The sequence below is a fragment of the Sphingorhabdus sp. genome (assembly GCF_044239005.1).
GTDB lineage: Bacteria > Pseudomonadota > Alphaproteobacteria > Sphingomonadales > Sphingomonadaceae > Sphingorhabdus_B.
Genome location: NZ_JBIICH010000172.1, coordinates 1 through 3,333, shown reverse-complemented (window position 1 = coordinate 3,333; position 3,333 = coordinate 1). Strand labels below are relative to the sequence as shown.

The window sequence follows — 3,333 nt, the reverse complement described above, 5'->3', positions numbered from 1 at the left end:
GGTTTCGATCGCCGAAGTGACCCGCGACTTGTTCCGCCCCGATGACCAGCCTGAGCAGAGCTATTCGGAGCGTCAGATTTTTGAAGCGGCATCCAGCCGTTTGGCGCGCGAGCTCGCGGCAATGGAAAAGACCGACGAAAAAGCGGCTCTGCAGAAGATTTTGGCCATTCTGAATGAAGCGGCTCCGCAATATTACGAAAAAGCGGAATAACCAGCTTCCTTACCGGAAAATTTGAAGGGCGCTGGCAACGGCGCCCTTTTTTTTCGCTTTGTTATACCACATTATGCCCAGCCTGACGTCCCCTTGCGACACGTCTAAACAGAGGCATGTTCAATCTCATCATCTGGTATGACGGCGCATGTCCGCTGTGTGTGCGTGAAATCGCGCTGATGCGGCGTCTCGATTGGCAGCGGAAAATCGACTTCCAAGATATTGCGCCTGACACGGCCATATGCCCGCTCGACCGGCAGCTGATGCTTGACCGTCTTCACGCGAGCGAAAATGGGGTGATGCTATCGGGTGCTGCGGCATTTGCGGCGATGTGGCGGCATATTCCCCTGCTTAAACCCCTTGGTTGGCTTGCGCGAAATCCCGTTATTTTGGACATATTCGAGCGGCTTTATGTCCGCTTTCTGAAAATCCGCCCTTATTTGCAAAAGTTGCTGGCATGACAGTGGTATCGGATGTTTTTCCCGCCTCGCGGACCGCCGCACGCGCGCGCCTTGCCCAGTTCATACCCGGCGCAGGGCAGAACTATGCCTTTGGTCGCAACACGGATCCGGGGCCAGAGCAGCCAAGTGCTGTCTCCAAGCTCTCGCCTTATCTGCGCTATCGGATGATTACCGAACAGGAAGCCGTCCTAGCGGTTCTGGAGCAGCACAGCCTGGCAGCAGCCGAAAAGTTCATTCAGGAAATATTGTGGCGCACTTATTGGAAGGGTTGGCTGGAAATGCGCCCGTCCGTGTGGACGCAGTTTCAAGAAGAACGCGACCGTCAGCGCGATAGTTTTCCCAACGCGCGCGCAATCCGCAATGCTGAGGCTGGGCAGACCGGCATTGAAGGCTTTGACGATTGGGCACGCGAGCTGGTGGAAACGGGCTATCTCCACAATCACGCAAGAATGTGGTTTGCCTCAATATGGATTTTTACACTGCGCCTGCCATGGGCGTTGGGGGCAGACTTCTTCCTGCGCCACTTGGTTGACGCCGATGCAGCGAGCAATACATTGTCATGGCGCTGGGTGGCTGGCTTGCAAACCGCTGGCAAAACCTATCTCGCGACGACAGACAATATCGCGCGCTATACCAATGGACGATTTGCACCAAAAGGGCTGGCAACGACGGCCGTAATTCCACCTTATTTGACCGTCGCAAATCCGCGTCCCGTTCCCCTCGCCGCGCAATGGGACGGGCAAAAGCCGGCATTGTTGTTGGTAACGCCGGATGACATGAACCCAGAGTCGCTCTTTGCTCCTTCGCCGGCAATCAAGGCCGCATTTGTCGCCGCCGATGCCACAACTTTATGGGGCGACAATGCGCGGGGTTTCGTCGCAAGCGCGTCACGTGACGCCGCAGAACGGGTCAGCACTGCGTTTCAATGTCCCACGGATATTCTCGATACACTCGATATCGAAACCTTGATCACACAGGCAAAGCAAGCAGGCACCGAACAGATTATCACCGCTTACGCGCCGGTGGGTCCGGTTGCTGACCTGTTCGCCAAATTCGCTCCGCGTCTGGAACAGGAAGGCATCCCGCTGGTCCAAATCCGTCGAAGCTGGGACGAGAAATTCTGGCCACATGCGACCAAGGGCTTTTTCCCCTTCAAAGAAAAAATCCCGAAAATCTTAGGTGAAATAGGTTCGAAGGACAGCATGCAATTTGCTCTTGAGTTACATTCCCGAAGTGCATCATAACCACGATACACAAGGAGATTGACCCATGCGTAAAATCACATTGTTCCTGCCATTTGCCGCGATAGCCCGCGCCGCGTGTGGATATTCCGTTTCGGACTCTGCCGGGGATGTTAAACCTACGGGTACCAGCGCATGAACGGTTGGTGGGACCGGCACGTCGTGCCCCGCCTTATTGGTTGCGCCTGCACGCAGGCTGCGGTGATGCGTGATCGCGCAAAGGTCATTCCGCGCGCATCAGGGGACATTCTGGAACTGGGCTGTGGCGGCGGAACCAATCTGCAGTTTTACGATTGGTCGCAGGTGCGATCTCTATCGGGTGTTGATCCCTCGCCGGAATTGCTTGGCCGCGCGCAAGATGCGCTCTTGCGATCAGGCCGAAGCGCCAACTTCGCAAGCGGCATTGCAGAGGCGCTGCCATTTGAAAGCAGCAGCTTTGATACTGTCGTCACCACTTTCACATTATGTTCGGTTCAAGATCCCACCGCCGCGCTTTCGGAGGTCCGGCGCGTCCTGCGGCCCGGCGGGCGGCTGATATTTTTGGAGCATGGCAAAGCGCCAGAGCCCGCTGCGGCAATCTGGCAAAATCGGATTGAGCCTTTTTGGAAACATATTGCCGGCGGATGCCATTTGACCCGACCCGTAACTGGGGCCATATCTGATGCTGGCTTTGTGTGTGATGCGCCGCAGGGACATTATATGAAAAGGACACCGAAATGGCTTGGCTGGGTGGAATGGGGCGAGGCAACGTTGGCACATTAATTGTTGCCATCTCGCTGTTCGTCGGATTTTTTGCTGAGCGGCCCGCGCTGGCCGACGAACGCAAAATCCTCGTCGCCAGCTTTGAAAATATTCAAGTCATCGGCGACATCAAAGTACAAGTGCAAACAGGCAAAGCGCCATCTGCCAAAGCCAAAGGCGACAAAAGGGTGCTCGACGCCCTGAAGCTGGAACGTGTCGGCCTGACATTGCGTGTGCGTCTTCAGGGTGCTGTGAACAACGAACAGGGCGTCCCGATGACGCAGCCGATTGAGGTGATGCTATCGACTCAGGCGATTAAAGATATGACGGTCAGCGGCAATGGAAGCCTGCAAATTTCCGAGGTAAAGCAACAAAACGCCGCCCGCATGCTCGTGGCGGGTAACGGTTCCATTGCGGTGGAACGGCTAATCACCGACCAATTTTCGGCTGACATCGACGGAAACGGGCGGATCGACATAAAGAGCGGAAAAGTCCGTGACGGGCGCGTCACATTGAATGGCACCGGGTATTTTGATGCGGCCAATGTCCCCATGCGCAATGTGCGGCTCGAACATATCGGCAATGGGGAATCCCGCGTGCATGTCGACGAAGCGGCCAATATCTTCAATCGGGGAACCGGATCGATCAATGTAGGTGGAAACGGCAGTTGTTTTGTGAA

General features: G+C 55.7%; 4 protein-coding genes and 1 pseudogene. All 5 read left to right on the top strand.

Features of this window, described 5'->3' with window-relative positions:
• A pseudogene (locus tag ACILQA_RS10515) lies at positions 1 to 211 on the top strand (CarD family transcriptional regulator); the annotation flags it as partial.
• Positions 212 to 327: 116 nt separating this feature from the next.
• Entirely contained in the window at positions 328 to 672 is a 345-nt protein-coding gene (locus ACILQA_RS10510; protein WP_395629643.1) for a DUF393 domain-containing protein, read from the top strand.
• Positions 669 to 1,916 (top strand): FAD-binding domain-containing protein, encoded by a 1,248-nt coding sequence (locus ACILQA_RS10505; RefSeq protein WP_395629642.1) that lies wholly within the window; start codon positions 669 to 671, stop codon positions 1,914 to 1,916. The genes ACILQA_RS10510 and ACILQA_RS10505 overlap by 4 nt, the downstream gene beginning before the upstream one ends.
• A gap of 132 nt (positions 1,917 to 2,048) precedes the next feature.
• Positions 2,049 to 2,675 carry a class I SAM-dependent methyltransferase gene (locus ACILQA_RS10500; protein ID WP_395629641.1) on the top strand — a complete coding sequence of 209 codons (627 nt, stop codon included), beginning with the start codon at positions 2,049 to 2,051 and terminating at the stop codon, positions 2,673 to 2,675.
• Positions 2,648 to 3,333 (top strand): GIN domain-containing protein (locus tag ACILQA_RS10495; RefSeq protein WP_395629640.1); only part of this gene is annotated, 686 nt, incomplete at its 3' end. The genes ACILQA_RS10500 and ACILQA_RS10495, both read left to right, overlap by 28 nt.